Source organism: Nonomuraea sp. NPDC051298, assembly GCF_055586305.1.
In genome coordinates, this window is the sequence record NZ_JBVJIM010000039.1 from 20,162 (window position 1) to 44,191 (window position 24,030).

General features: G+C 69.5%; 22 protein-coding genes. 15 read left to right on the forward strand and 7 right to left on the reverse strand.

The genetic code is table 11. The features are described from left to right. Window positions 1-125: 125 nt before the first annotated feature. The 4 genes from ACZ6S0_RS49910 to ACZ6S0_RS49925 all read right to left on the reverse strand — a co-directional run bounded on the left by ACZ6S0_RS49910 (window position 126) and on the right by ACZ6S0_RS49925 (window position 4,727). Window positions 126-500, reverse strand: a complete 375-nt coding sequence (locus ACZ6S0_RS49910; RefSeq protein ID WP_465927660.1) for a peptidase inhibitor family I36 protein — start codon at window positions 498-500, stop codon at window positions 126-128. Between the two features lie 372 nt (window positions 501-872). Next, a complete protein-coding gene (locus ACZ6S0_RS49915; protein WP_465927662.1) occupies window positions 873-1,472 on the reverse strand; it encodes a hypothetical protein in 600 nt (199 codons plus the stop codon). A gap of 648 nt (window positions 1,473-2,120) precedes the next feature. Further along, window positions 2,121-3,368 carry a cytochrome P450 gene (locus ACZ6S0_RS49920; protein ID WP_465927664.1) on the reverse strand — a complete coding sequence of 416 codons (1,248 nt, stop codon included), beginning with the start codon at window positions 3,366-3,368 and terminating at the stop codon, window positions 2,121-2,123. A 21-nt stretch (window positions 3,369-3,389) separates the two neighbouring features. After that, window positions 3,390-4,727, reverse strand: coding sequence for a glutamine synthetase family protein (locus ACZ6S0_RS49925; protein WP_465927666.1), 1,338 nt, complete (start codon window positions 4,725-4,727; stop codon window positions 3,390-3,392). Between the two features lie 159 nt (window positions 4,728-4,886). On the opposite strand from ACZ6S0_RS49925, the gene ACZ6S0_RS49930 reads away from it, so the two are divergent. Further along, window positions 4,887-5,723: an acetoacetate decarboxylase family protein gene (locus ACZ6S0_RS49930; protein ID WP_465927668.1), complete on the forward strand. Its 837-nt coding sequence runs from the start codon at window positions 4,887-4,889 to the stop codon at window positions 5,721-5,723. Between the two features lie 122 nt (window positions 5,724-5,845). Then, entirely contained in the window at window positions 5,846-6,418 is a 573-nt protein-coding gene (locus ACZ6S0_RS49935; protein ID WP_465927670.1) for a MarR family winged helix-turn-helix transcriptional regulator, read from the forward strand. A gap of 6 nt (window positions 6,419-6,424) precedes the next feature. On the opposite strand, the gene ACZ6S0_RS49940 is transcribed toward ACZ6S0_RS49935, so the two are convergent. After that, window positions 6,425-7,120, reverse strand: coding sequence for a gamma-glutamyl-gamma-aminobutyrate hydrolase family protein (locus ACZ6S0_RS49940; RefSeq protein ID WP_465927672.1), 696 nt, complete (start codon window positions 7,118-7,120; stop codon window positions 6,425-6,427). A gap of 128 nt (window positions 7,121-7,248) precedes the next feature. Here ACZ6S0_RS49940 and ACZ6S0_RS49945 point away from each other — a divergent pair, with 128 nt between their 5' ends. From ACZ6S0_RS49945 to ACZ6S0_RS49970, 6 genes are read left to right on the forward strand one after another with little or no spacing between them, the layout of a single operon-like run. Beyond that, the gene (locus ACZ6S0_RS49945; protein ID WP_465927674.1) at window positions 7,249-8,703 is read left to right on the forward strand and encodes an aldehyde dehydrogenase; all 1,455 of its coding nucleotides are present in this window, start codon (window positions 7,249-7,251) and stop codon (window positions 8,701-8,703) included. Further along, the gene (locus ACZ6S0_RS49950) at window positions 8,696-9,643 is read left to right on the forward strand and encodes a DODA-type extradiol aromatic ring-opening family dioxygenase (RefSeq protein ID WP_465927676.1); all 948 of its coding nucleotides are present in this window, start codon (window positions 8,696-8,698) and stop codon (window positions 9,641-9,643) included. The genes ACZ6S0_RS49945 and ACZ6S0_RS49950 overlap by 8 nt, the downstream gene beginning before the upstream one ends. Continuing rightward, complete coding sequence (locus ACZ6S0_RS49955) at window positions 9,636-10,496, forward strand: fumarylacetoacetate hydrolase family protein (RefSeq protein WP_465927677.1); 861 nt, start codon at window positions 9,636-9,638, stop codon at window positions 10,494-10,496. The genes ACZ6S0_RS49950 and ACZ6S0_RS49955 overlap by 8 nt, the downstream gene beginning before the upstream one ends. A gap of 4 nt (window positions 10,497-10,500) precedes the next feature. Beyond that, the gene (locus tag ACZ6S0_RS49960) at window positions 10,501-10,689 is read left to right on the forward strand and encodes a ferredoxin (protein ID WP_465927678.1); all 189 of its coding nucleotides are present in this window, start codon (window positions 10,501-10,503) and stop codon (window positions 10,687-10,689) included. Between the two features lie 6 nt (window positions 10,690-10,695). Continuing rightward, a complete protein-coding gene (locus ACZ6S0_RS49965; RefSeq protein WP_465927679.1) occupies window positions 10,696-11,880 on the forward strand; it encodes an NAD(P)/FAD-dependent oxidoreductase in 1,185 nt (394 codons plus the stop codon). Between the two features lie 9 nt (window positions 11,881-11,889). Then, window positions 11,890-13,305, forward strand: a complete 1,416-nt coding sequence (locus tag ACZ6S0_RS49970) for an aminobutyraldehyde dehydrogenase (RefSeq protein WP_465927681.1) — start codon at window positions 11,890-11,892, stop codon at window positions 13,303-13,305. A 25-nt stretch (window positions 13,306-13,330) separates the two neighbouring features. On the opposite strand, the gene ACZ6S0_RS49975 is transcribed toward ACZ6S0_RS49970, so the two are convergent. Next, the gene (locus ACZ6S0_RS49975; RefSeq protein WP_465927684.1) at window positions 13,331-14,083 is read right to left on the reverse strand and encodes an SDR family NAD(P)-dependent oxidoreductase; all 753 of its coding nucleotides are present in this window, start codon (window positions 14,081-14,083) and stop codon (window positions 13,331-13,333) included. Window positions 14,084-14,180: 97 nt separating this feature from the next. Further along, entirely contained in the window at window positions 14,181-14,879 is a 699-nt protein-coding gene (locus ACZ6S0_RS49980) for a GntR family transcriptional regulator (protein ID WP_465927686.1), read from the reverse strand. Window positions 14,880-15,215: 336 nt separating this feature from the next. On the opposite strand from ACZ6S0_RS49980, the gene ACZ6S0_RS49985 reads away from it, so the two are divergent. The 7 genes from ACZ6S0_RS49985 (at window position 15,216) to ACZ6S0_RS50015 (ending at window position 24,014) form a co-directional block, all read left to right on the forward strand. Beyond that, window positions 15,216-16,292, forward strand: coding sequence for an ABC transporter substrate-binding protein (locus ACZ6S0_RS49985; protein ID WP_465927688.1), 1,077 nt, complete (start codon window positions 15,216-15,218; stop codon window positions 16,290-16,292). After that, a complete protein-coding gene (locus ACZ6S0_RS49990; RefSeq protein WP_465927690.1) occupies window positions 16,277-17,137 on the forward strand; it encodes an ABC transporter permease in 861 nt (286 codons plus the stop codon). Before ACZ6S0_RS49985 ends, ACZ6S0_RS49990 begins: the two co-directional genes overlap by 16 nt. Next, the gene (locus ACZ6S0_RS49995; protein WP_465927692.1) at window positions 17,134-17,925 is read left to right on the forward strand and encodes an ABC transporter permease; all 792 of its coding nucleotides are present in this window, start codon (window positions 17,134-17,136) and stop codon (window positions 17,923-17,925) included. The genes ACZ6S0_RS49990 and ACZ6S0_RS49995 overlap by 4 nt, the downstream gene beginning before the upstream one ends. An 11-nt stretch (window positions 17,926-17,936) precedes the next feature. Further along, complete coding sequence (locus ACZ6S0_RS50000) at window positions 17,937-19,073, forward strand: ABC transporter ATP-binding protein (protein WP_465927694.1); 1,137 nt, start codon at window positions 17,937-17,939, stop codon at window positions 19,071-19,073. Beyond that, window positions 19,070-19,873, forward strand: coding sequence for an SDR family NAD(P)-dependent oxidoreductase (locus tag ACZ6S0_RS50005; RefSeq protein WP_465927696.1), 804 nt, complete (start codon window positions 19,070-19,072; stop codon window positions 19,871-19,873). The genes ACZ6S0_RS50000 and ACZ6S0_RS50005 overlap by 4 nt, the downstream gene beginning before the upstream one ends. Continuing rightward, window positions 19,870-22,119, forward strand: a complete 2,250-nt coding sequence (locus ACZ6S0_RS50010) for a N,N-dimethylformamidase beta subunit family domain-containing protein (protein ID WP_465927698.1) — start codon at window positions 19,870-19,872, stop codon at window positions 22,117-22,119. Before ACZ6S0_RS50005 ends, ACZ6S0_RS50010 begins: the two co-directional genes overlap by 4 nt. 206 nt (window positions 22,120-22,325) lie before the next feature. Next, a complete protein-coding gene (locus ACZ6S0_RS50015; protein WP_465927700.1) occupies window positions 22,326-24,014 on the forward strand; it encodes a thiamine pyrophosphate-binding protein in 1,689 nt (562 codons plus the stop codon). Window positions 24,015-24,030: the final 16 nt, after the last annotated feature.

A 24,030-nucleotide genomic window follows, 5' to 3' on the forward strand; every position in this document is an offset into this window, starting at 1 on the left:
CGCAATCCCGTACCGGCTGAGAATTCGAGTCGCCCGAGGGAGCCTCACCCTCGGGCGACTGTCTTCGCGGTCGAGCGCGCGTCCCGCGGCCAGGCGACGGCCGGCCTCTTCTCGCTTATCGCCGCCTATTCGGGACAGTCGAAATACAGCGAACTGGCCCGGTTATCGAAGCCGTTATTCGTGAAATCCTTGTCCGAGCTTCTCGGCTGAGCCCGATAGTCGTCGCCCGTCCATGATTTCCCGGACCAAAGAACAACCGGGCAGTTCGTGTTGTTGACCATCGAGCTCGCACCATCATTGACCGAGCGCCTCGTTCCCGCCCAGTAGTTGTTCGACAGGTCTCGATCGTAATTAGGACTGGTGCACCACTTGCCGCCCTTGAAGTCGTCGTGCTCGTAGAGACAGAAGGTTGCGGCAGAGACGGCCTGGGCGGCAGAGGAGCCCGGCAGGCACGCAAGGACAAGTCCAGTGAGCGCCATGCCCACAGCGATCTTCTTCATGACATCCTGTTCTTTTGTCCAACGCCTTTTCCTGAAAGGCAGAAGGGTTTGCGAAGCGCTACTCCGAGCTCTCCAAGCGAAAATCACAACTCGCGAGCACGCCGTAAAGCAGAGCTTATCAACAAGAAGAATGGCCGTCTGTCAGAAGAGTTGTCAATCAAGAACCAGCCACCGCCAGCGGGGCAGCTCCAGGACCAGGGTGACCAAGGCCAGCACTGACACCATCTTGGTCTGAACGGTTTCGAGCGGAGTTGTTCTCTCGGGAGAGGTCTCAAACGTCCCGGGTAGTCGATCGGCATGAGCACCGATGAGCCTGGTCTTGAACCCTGTGACTGGTGTGGCGTGGTCATCACGAACGGGTCGCAGACTTACTCAGGAGCCGCCGAGTTCCTTGCGCCACGAGTCGAAGTCGATCTCCTGGGATCCGAACTCCTCCAGCCAGTCCACGAACCGGGCGCCGTACTTCTTGCGTCCCGACTTGAGAATCTCATCCCTTTCCGGTTCGGTGGGAGGGGGCAGGCCGAACGTCTCCTTCAGCCAAGCCACGTACGCCTCGTGCCCAGGGGAGTGCTCCTCGTCGGGGTCCGCCTCGCGCTCCTCGTCCCAAGGGGTGAACCACTCGTCGTCGATCGCGAGCAACCGGAACAGGTTGCGCAGGCCCTCGATGATGTCGAGATCACCTTCGTCGCCGAAGCGGATGACAGGAAGGGTGGCGAAGTCGGTGCGGTCGTCGCAGTGCCACAGGGCGTAGAACGAACCCGAGTCGCTGGCCCTAGCGAAGGGGGTGAGCCGGGCGAGGTGTCCTCGTACCTCCTCTTCCCGCCCCTCTAGGCACAGCCACTCCACCAAGCCGGCGTTGGGTCGGTCGTACTCGCAGAACTCGAACCCGTTCGAGAAGTAGGCATCTCCAGGGCCGTCGGAGAACTCCTTGAGCAAGTTCAGTTCGGGAACGGGCGAGTAGGCGTCGGTCATATCAGCTCCGGTGCGGCGCGCAAAGCCGTCATGGCTGAGCATTCTGCCCCATCAAGATCGGCGCCGAAGGCGGAATCCGACAACTCAACCTGAACACCGACACGAGCACCGACAACAACACGCGAACACCGACAGCTTCAACTGCAACCGACAGCGCCACCTCGCGGGGGTCGAAGTACAGCGGAACGAAAACGTCCGCTAAGCCTGTATGCGCAGGTCAACTGCGACGGCTGACGGCGTGCCCAACGACATGGGTGACGGCGATCGGATCGCCGTCACCCCGTCGGGAGGTTACGCGGAGGGCTGGGGGACGACGACCACGTGGGTGGTCTTCGCCGGCTGCCGTCCATCGCGACGATGGCCGGGTACTCCCGGGCACGCGACATTTCCGTCAGGGTGCATCAGGTGCCGCGCCAGTTCCCGTCCCGCCGTCTGGCAGTGCCGGCCGCATACCGCCTCGTCAGCTCGCGGACTATCCTTGGCCTTGGACGTTTCGGATGTGGTCTGGACACCTCCGGCATGCCATAGACGCACTCGTGAGCCGGAGCCGTCCACGGATGTGGTGCACGAGTTCTCACCAGTGACAGGCGTCGTGAAATATCGCGTGATCCTCGATCAGCGGAGATCGAGTTCGAGGGAGAATTCCCGTCAGGCGAGTTGGACCGTGACCGGGAGGCTTTTGATGCCGTTCACGAAGCTGGAGCGGACGCGGCGCACGTCCCCGGCCAGCCGGATACCGGAGATACGCGGCAGCAACTCCTCGAACATGATCCGGATCTCCAGCCGGGCGAGGGCGTTGCCCAGGCAGAAGTGCGGGCTCCCCTTGCCGAAGGTGACATGGTCGTTGTCCTGCCGCGTCACGTCGAAGGTGTAGGGGGACTCGAAGACGCGCTCGTCGCGGTTACCCGATGCGAACCACATCACGACCTTGTCACCCTCACGGATCCGCTGACCGTGCATCTCGACGTCGCGGGTGGCGGTGCGGCGGAAGTGGTAGACCGGGGACGCCCAGCGCAGGAACTCCTCGACCGCCGAGGGCATCAGGCTGAGGTCCTGGCGGAGCTTCTCCGCCTGGCCGGAATTGTCGATCAGGGCGAGCATCGAGTGCGAGATGGCGTGGCGGGTCGTCTCGTTGCCGGCCACGACAAGCAGCAGGAAGTAGTTGTCGAAGTCGTGCCCCGACAGCGGCACACCGTCGGAGGTGGGCTCGTTGACAAGCTTGCTGACCAGATCGCCGCCGGCGACGCCACGCCGCTCGCGGGCGAGTCGCCTGCCGTACTCGAAGACCTCCAGGGAGGCCGGGCTGCGGAAGGGCAGGTCCTTGTACTGCTCGCTCTCCTCGCTGTGCAACAGGACGTCGGCGTAGTCGGGGTCGGTGTTGCCGATGATCCGGTTCCCCCAGTCGATCAGTCTCTGGGTGTCGTCCTCGGGGACGTCAAGCATCTTGGCGAGCACGTTGATGGGGAAATCGGCGGCCACCTCCTGGACGAAGTCGAACGTGCCCTTGGCCAGCGCCGCGTCCAGGGTCCTGGCGGTGAGGCCGCGCAGGAACACCTCGTATCCGGCCACCGCTCGGGGGGTGAAGTCCCGCGCCAGGATGCGGCGGAGCACGCTGTGCCGGGGACCGTCGGTCTCCAGCATGGACCGGCGGATGGTCGCCTGCCGCTCGTCCACCTCCTCCAGGTTGACGAACTTGGCGGAGGTGAAGGTCGTCGAGTCCCGGTCCACGGAAACGATGTCGGCGTGCCGGGTGATCGACCAGAAACCGCTGCCCTGTTCGCCCTCGTCCTGCCAGTGAATCGGCGCCTCCTGCCGGAGCACGTCGAACATGCGCCACGGGGTTTCGCCGTCGAGAAACGTGTCGTTGTTCGCCAGGTCGATGTCTTCCAGGCGCATATGCTCCTCCAGCCAGGTCGATTACAAGTGGTAGGCGTACTCGCGGAATTCCCAGTCGGTGATGAACTGGGTGAACCGCTCGATCTCATTGCGTTTGTAGGCGAGGTAGGACGTGGTGAACTCCTTGCCGAGGACCTCGCCGAGGTCGGCGTCGGCGTTCAGCGCGTCCAGCGCGGCGGACAGCGACATCGGCAGCACGGATGCCCTGGCCGGGTCGTAGCCGTAGCCCTCCAGCGGGTCCGGGGGCTCAAGGCCGTCCCGGATGCCCAAGTAGACGGCCGCGAGGAGGGCCGCGATACCGAGGTAGGGGTTGGCCGACGCGTCGCCGAGCCGTACCTCCAGGCGGGTGCCGGGCCCGCGCTCGGGGGGCACGCGCAGCATCGCGCTGCGGTTGTCCAGCCCCCAGTCGATCAGCCACGGCGCGAGCGTGTCGGGGCCGAACCGCTTGTAAGAGTTGATCGTCGGGTTGAGCAGCGCCGCCAGCGCCGGCGCGTGCGCGAGCACGCCCGCGATCGCGTGCCGGGCGGTCCTCGACAGCCCGTATGGCTCGTCGGCGTCGGCAAAGACGTTGCGGCCCTCGGCGTCCACGCACGAGATGTGGAGGTGGAAGCCCGAGCCGCCCTCGTCGTTGAACGGCTTGGCCATGAAGGTGGCCATCAGCCCGTCACGGCGGGCCAGCTCCTTGATCGCCGACTTGAAGCGGAAGGCGCGGTCGGCGGCGTCGGCCGCCTCGGAGTGGTGCAGGTTGATCTCGAACTGACCGCCGGAGAACTCGTGGTTGCCCATCGTCACGCCGAGGTCCATCTCGCGCAGGGTGCGCAGGGTGCGCAGCAGGTGTGAGCCACGATCGCCCTTGTGCCCCGCCACGTACACGTTGCCGGCCGCGTCGTCGTAGCGTTTCCAGCCCGCGCCGTCCGGCTCCAGCAGGAAGTACTCCAGTTCGGGGCCGACCACGCCGGTCAGCCCGAGTTCGCCGAGCCTGGCGGCGGCGGCGCGCAGCACCTCACGCGGCGATTCGGGGAGCGGTTCGCCGTCGGCGGGGTCCACGGCGTCGCCCAGGCACGCCGCCACTCCGGGCTCCCAGGGCAGGGGGACCAGGGTGGCGAGGTCGGGCCGGACGAGGAAGTCCGGAAGGCCGGTGTCGAGGCCCCCGGCGATCGGGACCACGTCGCCCTGCGGGGTGGTGTGGTACACAGCGCGGCAGAACGCGGCGCCGTTCTCGGCGACCTCCGGGAACCGTTCCACGAGGATGTCCTTGCCGCGCTCGGTGCCGATCAGGTCGGGGTAGCCGAGCCGGATCATGTCGATGCCCTGCTCGGACAGCCGCTCGACCGTCGACCGTACGGACTCTTCACTCACTGGACTCTCCTCGGGGGGATGGGACCTGCCAGGGCGCATGGTTCGTTTGGGGCCAAACCATATGCGCTCGACGTGCGGGTAACAAGGGGCTCCGCGGGGGAATGTGTCCCGGCTTCGGTCGTGACATCCCCCAGTTCAGGGCATATCGTATGGACCCAAATGAATTCCTGGAACCTGGGAGGCCCGGTGGCCGAGGTACGCGGCTTCTTCACTCCAAAGACGGCGACCGGCCGTTCCTCGCTGATCCCCGCGCCGCCCTGGTACTACTCCGGAGACCTCCTCACCGTGGAGTACCGCACCGACCCGGCGCGGGTGGCCGAGCTGCTGCCCGAGCCGCTGGCGCTCGCGGAGGAGGACCCGGGGGCGGTCGCGCTGATCTGGGCGGACTGGCAGTCCTGCTCCGGCGGGCAGGAAGAGCTCCTCGATCCGGTGCGTGCGCAGTACAAGGAGTGTTTCGCGGTGGTGCGCTGCTTCTACCGGGGGCGGACGTTCTCCCGCTGCGTGTACATCTGGGTGGACAAGGACTTCGCGATCGCCCGAGGCGCGCACCAGGGCTATCCGAAGAAGCTCGGTTCGATCCACATGACCCGCCCGCATCCGTACGGGCAGGCCGCGCCGCGCATCGGCGCGGGCGGAGTCTTCGGCGCCACCCTGGCCGCCGCCGACCGCCGGCTGGCCCAGGCGGTGGTGCGGCTGCGCGAGCCGAGCGAGACCAACGGTTTCGTCAACGGCCATCCGATGGCCCACCATCGCTGGCTGCCGTCCGTCGAGCCCGGCAAGGGGCTCGCCCTGGACGAGCTGATCGCCACCTCCGGCGCGTCCTTCGAGGGTGGGCCGGCGTGGCGCGGTGACGCGGACCTCGCGCTGTTCGACGCGCCCACCGAGGAACTGGCGGCCCTGACCGTGGACGAGATCATCGGCGGCTACTACCGCCAGGTCGGGGTGAGCTGGAACGGGGGCACGCTCCTGGAGTCCGGCACGTCGGGCGCACGCTAGGACGCGGAACAGGCATCGGGACAAGCCCGTCCGGGACTCCGCCTCATCCCCGGCCCATCGTTTGTGCCCGTATGATTTTGAGGGGCGTCGCGACCATCCGCGTGCCAACGAAGGGGGCTGGTGTGCCCGCGCACCACTCGTTGTCGGAGTCCGAGGAGGCGGTCAAGCGCCGTCTCGGGCCGATTCCGGTCAATCTCGAGGCGCTCGCCGCCGTCTCCAACCTCTACCGGGCCGCCACCGCCGTGCGGCAGCACCTGGAGAACTCCGCGCTGCGCGCCGCCGACCTGACCTGGAGCGCGTTCGTCGTGCTGTGGGTGGTCTGGATCTGGGAGGAGATGGAGACCCGGCATGTCGCGGCCGAGGCGGGCATCTCCAAGGGCACGCTCACCGGCATCGTCAAGACCATGGAATCGCGCGGGCTCATCAACCGCCGCCAGCACCCTGACGACGGCCGGCGGGCGCTGCTGCGGCTCACCCCCAAGGGCGCGGTGCTGATGGAGCAGCTCGTCCCCGCGTTCAACGGGGAGGAGACCTTCGTGATCTCCGCCCTCGGCCGCGAGGAGACCCACCGCCTGGCGGACATGCTCCGCGGCATCGTCACCCACCTGGAGGACCACGGCGAGCGGCGCCGGGAGGACCTCCGGCGCGAGTCCCCCGTCCCGCCGCGCCGAGGCGGACGGCGCGGCAGCGCCTGACCCGCGTCAGGAGCGCGCGGCGGTCACCAGGGCGTCGAAGACGCGCTGGTTGGCGGGGTCGGCGGACGCCGTGTCCTCAGGGTGCCACTGCACGCCGAGGAACCAGCCCGCCCCCGAGGCCAGTTCGACGGCCTCGACGGTGCCGTCCGCGGCGTGGGCGGTGGCCACGAGACCCCGGCCCGGCGCCGAGATGCGCTGATGGTGGTAGCAGGACGCCTCGACCTTCCCGGCTCCCGTGGTCCCGGCCAGCAGTGAGCCCGGCCGTACGGCCACGGAGTGCACCACGTGGCGGTGGTCGGGGTCCATGTGCTGATGGAGCCGTCCGCCGAGCGCGACGTTGACCACCTGGAGCCCGCGGCAGATCGCCAGCGTGGGAAGGCCCGTGCTCAGCGCGTGCCGCGCCGCCGCCAGGTCGAACGCGTCCTGCTCGGCGTCCACGTCGTAGACGCTGCGGTGCGCCCGGCTCTCGCCGTACGACGACGGAGCCAGGTCACCGCCGCCGGGGAGCAGCAGCCCGTCGGCGACGGCGAGCCGGGAACCGGCCGCGTCCGCGCCCACCGGATGCATCAGGAACGGCTCACCTCCCGCCCGGTAGACCGCGTCGGCGAGTGCCCGCGCGGTGACCACGGCCGCGTGGCGCAGTGCGGACGTGTTCGCCGAAAAGCGTGAGGGGACCGCGATGACCGGCCGGCGATGAGGCAATCCAGACTCCAGGCTCGGAGGGGCCGCGTCACCCCTCATGGCATTATTTGTGTCCAAACGATAGGGCATATTGACTGGCCAGCGGCAGGTCTTCTAGGTTGTTTGGGACCAAACGATTTGGAGGACGGATGTCCACTGTCGCCGATGTCACCGTAGACGGCGATCACTGGATCGGGGGCGAGCGCGTCTCGTCGCCCGGCACGTTCGCCGACGTCTCGCCGATCGACGAGCAGGTGATCGCGCGGATCGCCCGCGGCGGCGCCGACGAGGCCGAGACGGCCGTGCACGCGGCGGCCAGAGCCTTCCCCTCGTGGGCACGGACCGGCCGCGAGGAGCGGGCCAGTCTGCTCCACGCCATCGCCGACGGCGTGGAGCGGCGACTCGACCAGCTCGCGATCGTGGAGACGACCGACAACGGGGCGCTGCTCCGCTCCCATCTGCGCGGCGTTATGCCGAGGGTCGCGCACAACTTCCGCTTCTTCGCCGATCGGCTGCTCACGCTCGGCCACGACGACTTCGACACCCGAGGCCACCGCAACCACGTCTCGTGGGACCCCGCCGGGGTCTGCGCCCTGATCACACCATGGAACGCACCGCTGATGCTGGCCTCCTGGAAGATCGCCCCAGCACTCGCGGCGGGGAACACGGTGGTACTCAAACCGGCCGAATGGTCGCCGCTGACCGCCTCGCTGCTGGCCGACATCACCGCCGCCGCCGGGCTTCCCGACGGCGTGTTCAACGTCGTCCAGGGGTACGGTGAGGAGATCGGCACCGCTCTGGTGGCCCATCCCGACGTGCGCAGGATCGGCTTCACCGGCTCGGTGCCCACCGCCCGGCACATCGCCCGCGCGGCGGCGGCCAACCTGACTCCGCTCTCCCTCGAACTCGGGGGCAAGTCCCCGTTGATCGTGTTCGCCGACGCCGATCTCGGACTGGCCGTGGAACTCGCGGTGGAGCAGTACGACAACGCAGGACAGGTCTGCCTGGCGGGTACCCGGCTGCTGATCGAGGAGTCGGTCGCGGCCGAGTTCGCGGAGCGTTTCACGGCCAGGGCCCGCACGCTGCGCCAGGGCGACCCACGCGATCCGGACACCGAGCTGGGGCCGCAGGTGCACCGTGAGCACTTCGACCGGGTCGACGGTTTCGTCCGGCGAGCCAGACAGGCCGGGGCAACCGCCCTGATCGGCGGCGAGCCGAACGACGACCTCGGCGGGCTCTACTACCGGCCGACCTTGTTCACCGGAGCCGCCGCCGACAGCGAGATCGTCAACGAGGAGGTCTTCGGGCCGGTCCTCACCCTGCAGACCTTCCGCGGCGAGGACCGGGCCGTCGAGATGGCCAACTCCACCAGGTTCGGGCTTTCCGCCACTCTGGTAACCGGCTCGCCGGAGCGGGCGGAGCGGGTCACCAGGCGGTTGGTCGCCGGGACCGTCTGGGTCAACTGCTTCTTCGTCCGCGACCTCCGGGCACCGTTCGGCGGCGCACGCCAGTCCGGTGTCGGGCGAGAGGGCGGCGACTGGAGCTTCGACTTCTACTGCGACGTCAAGAACTCGGTGTACGCGCCAGGAGGCTGGAATGGGTGAAATCGTCGGCGCGGGCATGCTCGCGCACGCTCCTACGGTGATGCTGCCGCCGGAGATCCGCAGAGAGCTCAACGACGGCAAGGAGATCAGCATCGTCCCCGGGCTGCACCGGCTGCGGGAGGAGATCTTCGAGGTCGCCGACTATGACACGGTCATCGTGTTCGACGCGCACTGGGCGACCACCGTGGAGTTCGTCGTGGCGGCGCATGATCGCCGCTCGGGGCTCTTCACCTCCGAGGAACTGCCGCGCGGGATGTGCCGCATCCCCTACGACTACCCCGGCGACCCCGAACTCGCCCGCCTGATCGCCGCCCAGCAGGAGCGGCACGCCACCTGGATCACCGCCATTGACGACCATCACCTGCCGGTCTTCTACCCCACCATCAACCTGTGGAAGTACCTCGGCGTGCCGGGCAAGCGGTGGATCTCGATCGGCATGTGCCAGACGGCCGAGACGGAGGACAACCTCAGACTGGGCCGCGCGGTCGGCGACGCCGTCGCCGCGAGTGACCGCAGGGTCCTGCTGATCGCCTCCGGCGCGCTCTCGCACACGTTCTGGCCGCTGCGCCGGCTGCGCGCCCATGAGGCCAGCGACCCGGTGCACATCCGCACCCCACAGGCCCGAGCCGCCGACGAGGAGCGCATCGAGTGGATGCGCGCGGGTGACCACGCCCGCGTGCTCGACACGATGGACGACTTCTACCGCCACAAGCCCGAGGCCCGGTTCGGCCACTACCTCATGCTGGCCGGAGCCCTGGGCGAACGGGACCTCCGCGCGCCCGGCCGGTTGTTCAGCGACTACGAGAACGCCACCGGAACGGGCCAGGTGCACATTTGGTTCGACCGGCCGAGCGGCGGCTTCGCCGCGCCACGGGCCACGGACAGCTCCGGCGACCCGTACCCCTATCCGTTCAACCTCGAAGGGCCGGTCCATGCCTGAGTATCGCAGGATTCTGCTGGACGGCGCCGCGACCCGGGTGCGCCGCGAGGGCGGCGAACTGGTCAGCGCCGACGGCCGGGTGGTGGGCGTCGAGGAGGCCGTCCACCTGCCGCCGACCGTACCCACCAAGATCATCGCTGTCCACCTGAACCACCGCAGCCGGGTCGCCGAGTTCATGACCACGCTGCCACCCGCGCCCACCTACTTCCACAAGCCGACCTCCTCGCTCAACGCCCACAAGGGCGCGGTCGTGCGGCCCGAACGCTGCAGGTACCTCAACTACGAGGGCGAGGTGGCGATCGTCATCGGCCGCACCACGCGCAACATCTCACCGCAGGAGGCGGGGGCCCACATCGCCGGTTACACCATCGGCAACGACTACGGCCTGCACGACTTCCGCGACACCGACGCCGGATCGATGCTCCGGGTCAAGGGCTCCGACACGCTCTGCCCGCTCGGCCCGGGACTGGTCACCGACTGGGACTTCCGCGGCAAAGGGCTGCGGACCTCGGTCGACGGCGCCACAGCCCAGGAGGGCGGCACCGACGAGATGGAGTGGGACATGCACTACCTCGTCGCTGACATCGCGCGCACCATCACCCTCCACCCCGGCGACGTGCTGCTGTCGGGCACTCCCGCGGGCTCGCGTCCGGTCCAGCCGGGCAGCGTGGTCGAGGTCGAGGTCGAAGGGCTCGGCACGCTGGCCAACCACATCGTGCGCGGCCCGGCCCCGGTCCGGGACGACTGCGGCGCCCAGCCCTCCGAGTCGGAGGAGGTCCTCTCGACCGCCTTCGGCGGGGATTGGGAGTTCCGCGGCATCCGTACCCCCCAAGCGCTGATCACCAAGGAGTGAGGTCATGAAGGTCGTCGTCGACATGAACGTCTGCAAGGACCACGGGCAGTGCGTGTTCTCCGCGCCCGAGGTCTTCCGGCTCAGCGAGAGTGGCCGCCTGGTCTACGTGGCCGACCCGGACGAGGCGCTGCGCGACGCGGTCGAGGAGGCCGCCGACGTGTGCCCCCTCCAAGCCATCATGGTCGAGGGATAGGACGGCATGGTCCACCGGATCGTGATCGCGGGCGCCGCCATGGGCGGCCTGCGAGCCGCCGAGCGGTTGCGCGCGGGCGGTTTCACCGGCGAGATCGTTGCGATCGGCGACGAGACGTACCTGCCGTACAACCGCCCGCCGCTGTCGAAGGAGGCGCTCGCCACCAAGCCGACCCACGAGGCGGTCGCGTTCCGGCTGCGCCCGGCCGTCGCCGACGTGACGTGGCGGCTCGGCGTGCCGATCGCCGCCGCGGACCTGGCCCGGCGTGCCGTACGGCTGGCGGACGGATCGGAGCTGGCCTTCGACGGGCTGGTCGTGGCCACCGGGACCCGGGCCCGGCGGCTCCCCCTGCCGGAGCCCGCGCGGGACAGGCACGTGATCCGCACGCTCGACGACGCCTCGGCCCTCTGCGCCGAGCTGCGGCCAGGAAGGAACCTGCTGGTCGTCGGCGCGGGGTTCATCGGTTGTGAGATCGCCGCGACCGCGCGGCGGCTGGGCGTGGCCGTGACCGTGGTCTCCCCGGAGTCCGTGCCGATGCTGCGCCCGCTGGGCGTCGAGCTGGGCGCCGCGCTCCGGCGCCGGCACGAGGAGCAGGGGGTCCGTTTCCTGCTCGGCCGCACGGTCGGGCGCTTTCTGGGCGAGGCCCGGGTGACCGGCGCCGAACTGTCGGACGGCACCCTCGTGGCCGCCGACGTCGTGGTGGAGGCGGTCGGTGCGTCGGCCAACACCGAGTGGCTGGACGGCAACGGCCTGGATCTGTCCGACGGCGTGCTCTGCGACAACGCGCTGCGGGTCGGGGGCCACCCGGGCGTCGTCGCGGTGGGAGATGTCGCCCGGTTCCCCAACCCGCGCTACGACGGGGTGGCACGGCGGGTGGAGCACTGGAGCATCCCCACCGACACCGCCAGGCGCGCCGCCGCGACGCTGCTCGCCGGGCTCGGCGTCGCCAAGCACGATCCGGCGCCCTTCACCCCGCTCCCCACGTTCTGGAGCGACCAGTACGACCTGCGCGTTCAGTCCTTCGGAGCGCCCGCCCTCGGCGCCGATGACATCCGGGTGCTGGAGGGCGACCTCGACGGTGAGGTGGCCGCCGGGTACCACCGTGACGGCGACCTGGTGGGCGTCGTCCTCATCGGCCTGCCCGCCGCCGCCACCCGCTACCGCACCCAGCTCATGCAGACCCGCGCCTGAGGAGGCCCCATGGACGAGTTCCACAACATCATCGCGGGCGAGCGGCGCCGCGCCGCGCTCTGGATGGACCTGGTCAACCCCGCCACCGAGGAGGTGTACGGCAGGGCCCCGCGCTCGTCCGCCCAGGAGATCGTGTCCGCCGTCGGGGCGGCCTCGGCGGCCTCCGCCGGCTGGCGCAGGACGACCCCCGCCGAACGGCAGCACCTGTTGCTGCGACTGGCCGACCTCATGGAGGCGCACAGGAACGTCCTGGCCGACGCCGAAGTGCGCGCCACCGGCAAGCCGCGTCCCACCGCGCTGCACACCGACGTGGGCAAATCCGTCGACGCGATCCGCTACTTCGCGGGAGGGGCGCGGGTCCTGGAGGGCCTCGGCGCGACCGAGTACGCCGACGGGCACACCTCGTTCGTACGGCGGGAGCCGATCGGGGTGGTGGCCCAGGTGACGCCGTGGAACTATCCGCTGATGATGGCCGCCTGGAAGCTGGGCCCCGCCCTGGCGGCCGGGAACACGCTGGTCGTCAAACCGGCCGACACGACGCCCGGCACCACCGTGCTACTCGGCGAACTGTGTGCGCAGGTGTTCCCGCCGGGCGTCGTCAACGTCGTGTGCGGTGACCGGGACACCGGCCGGGCCCTCGTCGAGCATCGGGACGTGCAGATGGTGGCCATCACCGGCTCGACCCGCGCCGGCGCCGAGGTGATGGCGTCCGCGGCCGGCGACCTGAAGGACGTCCATCTGGAGCTGGGCGGCAAGGCGCCGGCCCTGGTCTTCGGCGACGTCGACCTGCGAGCCACCGCGCGCGCGATCGCCGAGGCCGCGTTCTTCAACGCCGGGCAGGACTGCACGGCTGTCACCCGGGTCCTGGTCGAGCAGCGGGTGCACGACCCGTTCACGGCCGCGCTGGCCGAGGCGGCGTCGGCGCTGTCCGTGGGCGGTCCGGACGAAGGCGCCTTCTACGGCCCCGCCAACAACGCCGCCCAACTGGAGCGGGTCATCGGCTTCCTCGACCGGCTGCCCGGGCACGCCCGCGTCGTCACCGGAGGCGTCCGGCTGGACCGCACGGGATACTTCTTCGCCCCGACCTTGGTCACCGGAGTACGGCAGGACGACGAGATCGTCCAGCAGGAGATCTTCGGCCCCGTGGTGACCGTGCAGCCGTTCACGAGCGAGGCGGAGGCACTGCGTCTCGCGAACGGCGTCGACTACGCGCTCGCCGCCAGCGTGTGGACCAGGGACACCGGGCGGGCCATGCGCCTGACCGCCGCTCTCGACTTCGGCGCCGTCTGGGTCAACTGCCACCAGGTGATCCTCCTTGAGATGCCGCATGGCGGGTTCAAGCACTCGGGCACCGGAAAGGACCTGTCACGCTACGGGCTCGACGCCTACACCCGGATCAAGCATGTGATGATCAGCCACACCTGACCGGGCCCCCGGCCGGTCAGGGCGGTCAGTAGCTCGCCCGGCCACCGGACAGGTCGAAGACCGCGCCGGTCGAGAACGAGCACTCCGGCGAGCACAGCCACGACACCGTGGCGGCCACCTCCTCCGGGCGGGCGATGCGTCCCATCGGTATCCGGGACGTCATGTACTCGAGCAGGTCCGCGGAGGCATGGCGGAGCATTGGCGTGTCGATGACCCCGGGTGCGACGGCGTTCACGAGCACGCCGCTGGTCGCGGTCTCGCGCCCCAGCGACTTGGTGAGCGCGATCATCCCGGCCTTGGAGGCCGAATAGGCGGACGAGTGAGGGTTCCCCTCCTTGCCCGCCATGGACGCGATGAGTACGATCCGGCCGGAGCCGCGCTCCAGCATCGAGGGGAGCACGGCACGGCACATCAGGTACGCGCCGGTCAGGTTGACCTCCAGCACCTCCCGCCACGCCCGCGGGTCGCACTCCCAGACGGGAGCGACCGGGCCTGGCACGCCATGGGCCACCACCACCGCACTCGGCGTGCCCTCCCGCAGCCGGACGTCCGCGACAGCGGCCTCGACGGCCCGCTCGTCCCGGACGTCGAACCGGATGCCGCGCGCGGGGACGCCCTCCGCGGCCAGTTCGCCGGCCACCCGCTCGACGCCCTCGTTGTGGTCACAGAGCACGATCCGCATGCCGTCCGCGGCGAGGCGCCTGGCCACGGCCGTGCCGACCCCGCCGGCGGCCCCGGTGACGACGGCGACCGGCCGGGCGTCAGGGGGCGCGCTCATGCGCCCGGTCCCGGATGGCGCGGCCTTCCTCGCCGGAGGAGTGTCGTGGCCGCCGTGCTCTCCCCGATCCGGGTGAAAGCCCGTGGGGTTCGTTCCGTCATGCGTGATCTCCGATCTCCTCGCCGCTGGACCGCTCGCGCTCCAGCCGTACCCGGGTGCGCGCGATGTGGCTGCGCACCAGCGCCCCGGCCTGCTCTCTGTCGCCCTCCTTGAGCGCCACCAGAATGAGGTAGTGCTCGGCGCGCATCACCTCCTCGTCGTCGGGGCGAAGCGTGTTGCGATAGGCCCTGCGCACGTGTTGCGTGGCGTTCCAGAAGTCGTTGACGAGCCGTCTCAGCCGGGCGGGCGCGCCCTCGTAGCAGGCGAGGTGGAACTCGCGGTCGAGTTGGAGGACCGTCTCGGAGTTGTGCAGGTTGGCCTCGATGCCGTCATGCAGGCTTCTGAGGTGCCGCATCTGCGTGTCGGTGAGCCGCGGCACGCTGAGCTCGATCGCGAGCGGTTCGAGTCGTTCGCGCATGAGGTAGATGTCGTTGACCTCGCCGAGGTCGAGTTTCGCGACCCGGGCGAAGCTGTTGGGCGTCAGGTGGACCAGCCCTTCGCTCTCCAACTGGCGCAGCGCCTCGCGCACCGGGATGCGGCTCACCTTGAGGGTGGCGGCGATCTGCTCCTGCGGGATCCGAGCGCCGGGCGCCAAGTGGCCGTTGACGATCGCCTCCCGGATCGCCCGTGCCGCGAAGTAGCTCAGCGACTCGCCCTCATGGCGCTCCGTCCGCCACTGCTGAGCGTCCAATGACATCGTTCTCCATTCCCCAGCCGACCCATCCCACACCGGATAATTGGATCCTAACGCGGGTCGCCGTCAAGGCGCAAAGAAAGATGATCTTCATCTTCACCACCCCCGGACTCGCCTCGGGCCACCCTCGCCCTGACCGGCATTCGAGCGTCTTCTCAGTGGTGAATCGCATGCAAGCGCCATCAGAGAGAGGCCGGGAGCCGGACTCCGCGCACCGCCGGATCCATCGCGAGGTATTGACACCCCTTTGGGCGAATCGGATACTCGGATCCAATTCCTTCATCTGGCACTCCCAGTAGACGGGGCCACCGCGGAGTGTAACGGCGAATAGGTGGAACCATGTTCGATCAAGAACACGAAAGATTTCAGCCGAGCCGCAGGCAGGTGTTGCGCGGAGCCCTGGGCGGAGCCGCCGCGCTGGCCGTACCCGGCCTCCTCACCGCATGCGGCGCCGGCGCGGGCCGCACGTCGATGACGGTGACCTTCGCCAGCAACGGAGGCGCCCTCCAGAAAGCTCAGGAGACGGCATGGCTCACCCCCTACATGCGGGACAAGCCCGGCATCAAGATCGTCCAGGACGTGGGCTCGACCGACTACGCGCGGATCGAGGCGATGGTCAGGTCGGGCAACGTCACCTGGGACCTGGTCGACGTGGGCGGCGACTTCGGCGTCGGCGACCAGGAGGCCCTGCTCGAACCGCTCGACTGCGCTCTCATCGACTGTACGGCCGGCGAGGGCGGCACCCGGTTCCGCGTCCCGCTGCACAGGTACGCCTGCGTCATGGGCCACCGGACCGACAAGACGCCCGAACCACCCAAGACCTGGGCCGAGTGGTTCGACCTGGAAAAGTATCCGGGAAAGCGGGCGTTCTTCAAATTTTCCGGCCCCACCGGGATCTACGAGCCGGCCCTTCTCGCCGACGGCGTGAAGATCGACGAGCTGTACCCGCTGGACATCGACCGGGCGTTCAGGAAGCTGGAGACCATCCGATCCTCGATCGTGTGGGCGGCCTCTCCCACGGACACCGTTCGACTGCTCGCCGACGGGGAGGTCACCCTCGCCTCCGTCTTCTCCAGCCAGGCCTACGCCATGGCCCAGGACGGCGCCAAGATCGGCGTCGCGTGGAACGAGTTCGGGCTGGGGAGCGACTACCTCGTCATCCCGAAGGGCGCGAAGAACAAAGAGGCCGCGATGGCGCTGGCCGCCTACATGACCAGCGCGGAGCACAACGCCCAGCTTTCCAACATCTACCCGGTCGGACCCGGCAACCCGAACGCCCGTCCTGACGAGTCGTCGCCGACGTACACGTTCCTCCCGTCGGGCAAGGCGGGCTCCTCCTACAACTTCGACAGCAAGTACTACGCCGAGAACCAGGCGGAGCTCACGAAGCGGCTCAACGAATGGCTGAAGCGATGACCGTGCCGTCCGCGGCGCCTCGCCGGACGACGATGAGGTGGGGGCTGCTGGCCGTCCCCGGTACCCTCTTCCTGCTCCTGTTCTTCGGCTGGCCAATCATCGACATAGCGACGCTCAGCCTCACCGAACCGTCACCGGCCAACTACGCGGTCTTCGCGGACCCCGTCTACCGCGACGCGTACGTCAGCACCTTCCTCGTCTCGGTGATCACCACCGGCGTCTGCCTGCTGCTCGGATATCCCTACGCCTACGTCATGCACGTCAGCGGTCGCCGGACGGCCCTGGTGCTGGGGTTCTTCGTGCTGTTGCCGTTCTGGTCGAGCATGCTCGTGCGCACCTTCGCCTGGTCGGTGTGGCTCCAGGACAGCGGCATCGTGAACTCCGCGCTGATCGGCGCCGGCGTCATCGACGAGCCGCTTCCTCTCATCCGCAACACGCTCGGCACCATCATCGGCATGAGCCACGTGCTGCTGCCGTTCATGGTGCTCTCCCTCTATGCGGGCATGCGGCGGATCGATCCCGACCTGACCCGCGCGGCGATGAGCCTGGGCGCGTCCCCGGCGACCGCGTTCCGCCGGGTCTTCCTGCCGCTGAGCAAGGCGGGTGTCTACGCGGGGAGCATCATCGTCTTCGTCATCTCGCTGGGCTTCTACCTCACCCCGGCGGTCCTCGGCGACCCAGGCGAACCGCTCGTCGGTCAGCTCATCGTCGAGCAGGTCAACGGCCAACTGGAGTTCGGCGTGGGCAGCGCGCTGGGCGTCGTCCTGCTGGTCGCGACACTGATCATCATCTGGTTCGGCACGCGGCTCGTGGATCTGCGCACCGTCATGGGATACGAGGAATGATGCGCCGCGACCTGTGGCCCGGGGGGCTGCGCCTGATCGTCGTCTCGTTGATCGCGATCTTCCTGCTGCTGCCCACGCTCATCGTCATACCGCTCTCTTTCACCGAAGGCAGTCTGCTGCGCTGGCCGCCACGCGGGTTCAGCGCGAAGTGGTACGAGACTCTCCTCACCGACCCGACATGGCGCGACGCCGGCCTGAAGAGCCTGGAGGTGGGACTCTGGACCGCGCTCGCGGCGACGGTCCTCGGCACCTTGACCGCGCTGGGGCTCACCCGTGGGCGCTTCCGCGGCCGGGAGTTCATGAGCTCGGCGTTGCTGAGCCCGCTCGTCGTGCCAACGGTCATCACCGCCATCGGGACGTACTTCGTGTTCGTCCGGCTCGGCATGATCGGCACGATCACGGGCCTGGTGCTGGCGCACACGGTGCTGTCGCTGCCGCTGGTCATCGTCTCCGTGACCAACAGCCTGCGTTCGTTCGACCGCAACCTCGAACTGGCGGCCCAGAGTCTGGGCGCGGGACCGTTCACCACGTTCTTTCGCGTCACACTGCCACTGATCGCGCCGGGCATGGTGGCGGGCGCGCTCTTCGCGTTCATCACCTCGTGGGACGAGATCGTCGTCGCGCTGTTCGTGACCGACCCGGTCGTCCGCACGCTCCCCGTGGTGATCTTCAACCAGTTGCGGAGCGGAGTCGATCCGACGGTCGCCGCGGCGGCAACGCTGCTGATCGCGGTCACCGTGCTCCTGCTCGGCGTCGCCCTGCTCGCCCGGCGACGGGCAAAGACATGAAGGACAACGGCATGACCAGAACGACGTCATCCGGCCGGCTCGAACTGCGGGGGATCGGCAAACGCTACGGCAGGGTCCACGCGGTGGACGATGTCTCCATAACGATCGCTCCGGGCGAGTTCCTGACGATGCTGGGGGCCTCCGGCTCCGGCAAGACGACGACCCTGAAGATCATCGCCGGTTTCGTCGAACCGGATTCCGGCGAGGTCCGGCTGCACGACCGGGCCATTACCAGGCTTCCCGCGCACCGCAGGGACATCGGCGTCGTCTTCCAGAATTACGCGCTCTTCCCGCACCTGACGGCCGAGCAGAACATCGCCTTCCCGCTACAGGTGCGCGGCATCGCGAAGGCGGCACGGCGCGCGCGGGTGGCGGAGGCGCTGGCCACCGTTTGCCTGGAGGGCATGGGCGACCGCTACCCGCGCCAGCTCTCCGGCGGGCAGCAGCAGCGGGTGGCGCTCGCCCGGGCGATCGTCTTCGAACCTCAGGTCCTGCTGATGGACGAGCCGATGGGCGCGCTCGACAAGAAGCTCCGCGAGGCGCTCCAACTGGAGATCATGCGGATCCACCGTGAACTCGGCATCACGATCTGCTACGTCACGCACGACCAGGAAGAGGCGCTGGTGATGAGCAATCGCATCGCCATCTACGACGAGGGCCGGATCAGGCAGATCGGCACCGCCGAGGAGCTGTACGAGCGCCCGGAGTCCGTCCACGTGGCTCAGTTCATGGGCGAGTCGAACATCTTCCACGGCGTCCTCCAGGACGACGGCGGGGTCGCACGGCTCGTCACGGACGAGAACCGGCCCATCGTGCTGTCGGGCAGGGCCGGTCTTCACACCGGCGCGCGCGCCGCCGTCGTCATCCGTCCCGAACGCATGCGCGTCACGAGCGACGAAGCGGCCGAGGATCCCAGGCTGGACTCCGGCCACAATGTGCTCACCGGCATCGTCCAGGACGTGATCTACCTGGGATCCGGGCGCAGGTACCTTGTCGAGCTACCCGACGGCAGCCTCCGCCAGGCCCGGGTCGGCGCCGCGGAGGCGGACCCCGCCATCACCCGTGGCGACCGGGTCCGGCTGTCGTGGCACTGCGCGGACGCCGTCCTGCTCGCGGGGGAAACCCCGGCCCGGCAGGTGGCCTCGTGAGCGCCGCGCTCACCGGCCAGGTGGCGATCGTCACCGGCGCGGGACGCGGCATCGGGCGCGGCTACGCGCTGCGACTGGCACGGCTGGGCGCGGCCGTCGCGGTGGTGGACCGTGACCTGCACTCCTACGAGGAGTTCGCGGCCGAGCGCGAGCTGATGACCGCCGCCGGCACCGCCGAGGAGATCGAGGCGCTGGGTGGCCACGCGCTGGCGATCGAAGCCGACCTGAGCGACGCGGGGGCGGCCTCGCGGATGGTCAGGCAGGTCGCGGAGGTCTTCGGCCGCGTGGACGTCTGCGTGTGCAACGCCGGCGGCGGCACCGGCGACCTGTCGGGGAACACCGCCTCGCGCCTCGACCTCGACCAGCTCACCGCCGTCTTCGACGGCAACCTGCTGACCACCGTCAACACCTGTGTGCCGGTCGCCGAGGTCATGCGCGGGCAGCGCTCGGGCAAGATCGTGAACGTGTCGTCGGTCTCGGGGCTGGAGCCTCGCGCGGACGGCGGGTACGCCCACTACGCCGCGGCGAAGGCGGCGGTCATCATGTACACCCGATCCCTGGCCCAGGAACTGGGCCCGGAGGGCATCACCGCGAACGTGATCGCGCCGGGCGCGATCGGCACCGGACGGCTGCTGCCGAAGATGCGCCGGCAGGGCCTCGACGAACTGACGCGAGACATCGCGTTGAGGCGGCTCGGCACCGTGGAGGACTGCGCCGGCGTGCTCGAGTTCCTCGCCACGAATCTGTCGGACTACATCACCGGCCAGGTGATTCGAGTGGACGGAGGTCTGCGCGGATGACCGCGTTCCCCGCGCTACGCCGTACCGGGCGGCTCATGGGCTATGCCGATCGCTGGTCGGTCGCTCCCGGCGAGGCGATCACGTTCATGGTGAGCTCGGAGCCCGCCCAATACCGGGCCGAGATCGTCAGGCTGACCCGTGGCGGCCCGCGCACCGGCGGCGCGGCCGAGACGTTCCGCTACGAGCACGTCGGCGCCGCCCTCGACGGTGTCCATCCGGGTGGCGTCCAGGAACTGCGGCCGGGTTCCTACGCCGTGGTCCCCGACGGCGGCCGGTTGCTGACCGGGCGCGGCTTCACCGTTCAGGTCTGGGTCTGCCCGACCGCGCACGGCCGCGGGCGGCGCTCGGGGATCCTAGCGAAGGGGGAGGGCTTCGGGCTGCTGCTCGACGAGACGGGCGCGCTCGCCTGCCGGGCCAGCGGCGCCCTGGTCAGTACGGGAGTCCCGCTGCTGGCCGGGCACTGGTATCTGGTGGCGGCGGCGGTCGATTTCGACCACGGCACAGTCCGCCTCCTCCAGCGGCCCGAGCGGCGCTACGCCGGTGACCCCGACCGCGCCGCCGGGACGTGGGACATCGCCGCCCAACCTCGGGTGGAGGGCGACGCACCCGTTCTGATCGGCGGCGACACGCTCTCCTGCGCGCAGGGAGAGCGGCCGCGTCCCCGCGTGGAGGGCGGCTTCAACGGCAAGATCGACAGTCCGTGCGTGCTCGATCGCGCGATGACGGCCGATGAGATGGCCCTGCTGGGCGAGGGCGCGGACGGCAGGCGGATCGCGGCCCAGAGCGTCGTAGCCGACTGGGACTTCAGCCTGGACCTGGAGCATCGCCGGATCACCGACGTCTCGGGTCGAGGCTTCCACGGCGAAACGGTCAACTCGCCCCTGCGCGCCGTGACCGGACACCGGTGGACCGGGAGATACCGCGATCACCGTCTGGCGCCGGAGGAGTACGGCGCGATCCACTTCCACGACGACGACCTCGACGACGCCCAGTGGGAGCCGGCCTTCTCCTACGAGGTGCCGAACAACCTGCCCAGCGGAGCCTACGCCGCGAGGCTCAACTCGGACGACGAGGAGTACTACGTCGTCTTCTTCGTACGCCCGCCGAGAGGGGGCGCCGGGCGGCGGGTCGCCTTCCTGGCCTCGACGTTCACCTACATGGCGTACTCGAACATCCAGCAGAACCCGGCGCGCATGCGGGAGATGACCGGATTCGCGGAGGTCGAACTCGACGAGATCGACTCGTTCATCGGGGAGCGGAGCGGAGACCTCGGGCGGTCGCTCTACAACCTGCACTCCGACGGCTCCGGTGTCGCGCACGTCTCACGGCTGCGGCCGATGCTCAACGTGCAACCCACCTACCGCTGGTTCCTGAGTGGTGGCGGGGGGTGGTGTTTCAGCGGGGACATGTATCTCCTCGACTGGTTGCACGCGCGGGGCGTCGACTACGACGTAATCACGGATGACGATCTCCACGAGGAGGGCGCCGAGCTGCTGCGGCGGTACACCGTGGTCTTGACCGGCATGCACCCCGAGTACGTCAGCGAGGAGATGCTCGACGCACTGACGGACTACACGGACACCGGTGGCCGCCTGATGTACCTCGGCGGCAACGGGTTCTACTGGGTCACGACGGTCCTTCCCGATCGCCCGCACGTGATCGAGATCCGGCGCGGCCACGCGGGCACGCGGGCGTGGGCAAGCCCGCCGGGCGAAGAGCACCATTCCAACGGGGAACCGGGCGGGCTGTGGCGGCACCGCGGGCGAGCGCCGCAACGCCTCGCCGGCGTCGGTTTCACCGCACAGGGAGGCGGCCCCTCGGTGCCCTACCACCCCACGCCGGCGAGCCGGGATCCACGCGCCGCCTTCGTCTTCGAGGGCGTCAGTCTCGACGAGCCGATCGGCGATTTCGGTAACAACGGGGGTGGCGCCGCGGGCGAGGAGGTGGACCGGGCGGACGTCTCGCTCGGCACGCCACCGCACGCCCTCGTGCTCGCCACGTCCCAGGGCGCGCACAGCGACCTCTTCCAGCATGTCGTCGAAGAGGTGCTGGCGATGAAGCCGGGACAGGGCGGCACCGAGTGCGCCGACGTGCGTGCCGACCTCACGTTCTTCGAGACGCCGGAAGGCGGCTTGGTGTTCTCGGTCGGCTCGATCGACTGGGTGGGCAGCCTTTCCCACCACGACTACGACAACAACGTCTCACTCATCACCGAGAACGTGCTGCGCCGTTTCCTCGACTCCTGAGCGACAGCGATTGCAGCCAACTATCCCTTTTGTCAGATATATCGCACATGTCGGACATGGCGGCGAAGCCTTGCCGCCCTCACGGGGCGGAAGTGGACACGAGGGGTCCGGCGCGCCCGGACCCGAAGGAGACCTTGACCAGATGACCGTTCGTCACCTCACGCCGACGAAGGCCGGCACCACCCGGTCGCCATGGGCGGCGGCCCATGTCTGAGAGCGGCGCGCGCAACGCCGGTCACTCCGTCGCGGACGAGTTGCGCCGCCACGGAGTGACCGAGATCTTCGGCCAGGATTCCCCGGAGTGGCTGTACGAGGCGATCGACCCGGAGATCATCCGGCCGGTGATCATGCGGGACGAACGGTCGGCGGGCTTCGCCGCGGACGCCGTCGCCCGGCTCACCCGGCGACCGGCCGTCGCGTGCGGCATCCACGGTCCCGGCGCGCTCAACCTGACCACCGCGCTGTTCGAGGCGCGGGAGGCGAACTCACCCCTCGTCGCGCTCGTCAGCGACGTCGAGACCACGGTACGCGGGCGCGGGGCCTTCCAAGAGGTCGACATGCTGGGTGTGGCCGCGCCCATCGTCAAGTGGGCGGTACGCCCCGAACGTGCCGCCGACGTGGCGCCGGCGGTGGCCAGGGCCCTGCGCACCTCGGTCAGCGGCTGCCCCGGCCCCGTGCTGGTCGCCCTGCCCAATGACGTGCTCGGCGCCGCCGTCGAGCCGGACCGGACGTCGCGCAACGCGCCGTTCGCCGCCCCCGCCGGCATCGCGCCGGCGATAGCGGCCCAGGCGGCCACGATGCTCGGCCAGGCCCGCGCACCCGTGGTACTGCTCGGCAACGGGGCCCGCATAGCCGGGGCCGGAGCCGCCGCCACCGAACTGGCCGAAAGGCTGGCCGCTCCGATCACCCTGACGGCGATGGCCCGAGGAGTCATCGCGGAGACCCATCCCCTCTACGCCGGTGTCGCGGGGTTCATGAGCGACGGCCCCGGCGGATCCGGCAGCGTTGCCAACCCGTGGCTCGCGTCCGCGGACGTCGTGCTCGTGGTCGGATCGGATCTCGACGGCGCCACCACCGACGGCGGCCGGCTGCCTGGCCCGGGGGCCGTCGTCATCCGCGTCGACGTGGATCCGGACCGCTTGGCCCGCTCGCCTCGAGACCAGTTCCCGATCGCCGCGGACGCCCGCGCGGCCCTGGAAGCGATCAACAGGGAACTGGCCGCCGTCCAGGGCGCGTCCCGGGACCCATCGGCGGTCACCGGGGAGCTGAGCCGGAGGTGGGCGGAGGTGGAAGCCTCCCAAGCCGCCCTGGCGTCGGCCGGCCCGCTCCTCTCACCCGCGCGCGTGTACGCCGAACTGCGTGCCGTCCTCCCGAAGGACGCGCTGGCCGTCTGCGACGCCGGATACTCCAGCATGTGGGCGCTCAGCGCGCTGAACGTCGGCAGGGACGTCTCCGCCATCACCTACGGACGCGCGGCGGGGACCCTCGGGTTCGGTCTCCCAGGAGCCATCGGAGCGCAGGTCGCCCACCCAGGCCGGCGGGTGGTGGCCATCGTCGGCGACGGCGGCATGGGATTCGGCTGGGGCGAACTGGAGACCCTGGCACGGGAGCGGCTGCCAGTCGTCGTCGTGGTGCTCAACAACGGCTGCTTCGCCTACCAGCGCCTGTGGCACGACCTGAACGACAGACGCCCGCGCTGGCTGGACTTCGCCGACGTCCGGCACGATCGCCTCGCTTCGGCGGTGGGCATCCCGGGCAGACGGGTGACCGATCCCAGCGAACTGTCCGGTGCCCTGCGCGCGGCCTTCGCCCAAGACGGCCCCACCGTGATCGACGTCGCCATCGACCCCGACGCGATGCCGCCGTTCAATGCCGGACGACACGTAGGCCGCTGACCTCCTCAACCCCGTA

Bases quoted from the DNA above. Each gene is read 5' to 3' on its own strand.
- ACZ6S0_RS50010 (WP_465927698.1), top strand. From the start codon at position 19,870: ATGACCGCGTTCCCCGCGCTACGCCGTACCGGGCGGCTCATGGGCTAT.
- ACZ6S0_RS49945 (WP_465927674.1), top strand. From the start codon at position 7,249: ATGTCCACTGTCGCCGATGTCACCGTAGACGGCGATCACTGGATCGGG.
- ACZ6S0_RS49995 (WP_465927692.1), top strand. From the start codon at position 17,134: ATGATGCGCCGCGACCTGTGGCCCGGGGGGCTGCGCCTGATCGTCGTC.
- ACZ6S0_RS49980 (WP_465927686.1), bottom strand. From the start codon at position 14,879: ATGTCATTGGACGCTCAGCAGTGGCGGACGGAGCGCCATGAGGGCGAG.
- ACZ6S0_RS49910 (WP_465927660.1), bottom strand. From the start codon at position 500: ATGAAGAAGATCGCTGTGGGCATGGCGCTCACTGGACTTGTCCTTGCG.
- ACZ6S0_RS49920 (WP_465927664.1), bottom strand. From the start codon at position 3,368: ATGCGCCTGGAAGACATCGACCTGGCGAACAACGACACGTTTCTCGAC.
- ACZ6S0_RS49960 (WP_465927678.1), top strand. From the start codon at position 10,501: ATGAAGGTCGTCGTCGACATGAACGTCTGCAAGGACCACGGGCAGTGC.
- ACZ6S0_RS49985 (WP_465927688.1), top strand. From the start codon at position 15,216: ATGTTCGATCAAGAACACGAAAGATTTCAGCCGAGCCGCAGGCAGGTG.
- ACZ6S0_RS49970 (WP_465927681.1), top strand. From the start codon at position 11,890: ATGGACGAGTTCCACAACATCATCGCGGGCGAGCGGCGCCGCGCCGCG.
- ACZ6S0_RS49955 (WP_465927677.1), top strand. From the start codon at position 9,636: ATGCCTGAGTATCGCAGGATTCTGCTGGACGGCGCCGCGACCCGGGTG.
- ACZ6S0_RS49965 (WP_465927679.1), top strand. From the start codon at position 10,696: ATGGTCCACCGGATCGTGATCGCGGGCGCCGCCATGGGCGGCCTGCGA.
- ACZ6S0_RS49975 (WP_465927684.1), bottom strand. From the start codon at position 14,083: ATGAGCGCGCCCCCTGACGCCCGGCCGGTCGCCGTCGTCACCGGGGCC.
- ACZ6S0_RS49930 (WP_465927668.1), top strand. From the start codon at position 4,887: ATGAATTCCTGGAACCTGGGAGGCCCGGTGGCCGAGGTACGCGGCTTC.
- ACZ6S0_RS50000 (WP_465927694.1), top strand. From the start codon at position 17,937: ATGACCAGAACGACGTCATCCGGCCGGCTCGAACTGCGGGGGATCGGC.
- ACZ6S0_RS49950 (WP_465927676.1), top strand. From the start codon at position 8,696: ATGGGTGAAATCGTCGGCGCGGGCATGCTCGCGCACGCTCCTACGGTG.
- ACZ6S0_RS50015 (WP_465927700.1), top strand. From the start codon at position 22,326: ATGTCTGAGAGCGGCGCGCGCAACGCCGGTCACTCCGTCGCGGACGAG.
- ACZ6S0_RS49990 (WP_465927690.1), top strand. From the start codon at position 16,277: ATGGCTGAAGCGATGACCGTGCCGTCCGCGGCGCCTCGCCGGACGACG.
- ACZ6S0_RS49915 (WP_465927662.1), bottom strand. From the start codon at position 1,472: ATGACCGACGCCTACTCGCCCGTTCCCGAACTGAACTTGCTCAAGGAG.